At 68.7% G+C, this 262-nt stretch carries 1 pseudogene; it reads left to right on the top strand.

What is annotated here, in order from left to right:
- A pseudogene (locus tag QP415_RS12045) lies at nucleotides 1–262 on the top strand (hypothetical protein); the annotation flags it as partial.

Here is a 262-nt window from a genome sequence, read left to right on the forward strand (position 1 = left end):
TCCTTATCCTGGCCCTCATCGTGTGGGGTATCGTCGCCGCTGTGCGCGCGATTGCGGGCGCATTCACCGCTGATCCAGCGCCCCAGTCGACCCCGCAGTCCGCTGTCCAGTCCGGGGCCCTCGACGCCTCCGGGTACACGCTCAAGGGCGGCCAGGAAGCCACCGCCGACGGCCTGCTCACCGACGGAACGACGATCGACATTCCCGCCTGCCTGGATCGCGACATCACGGTCACCGCGAAGGCCACCGAGACCTCGTCTGG

Origin of the sequence: Pauljensenia sp. UMB3104 (assembly GCF_030217285.1) — a bacterium.
GTDB lineage: Bacteria > Actinomycetota > Actinomycetes > Actinomycetales > Actinomycetaceae > Pauljensenia.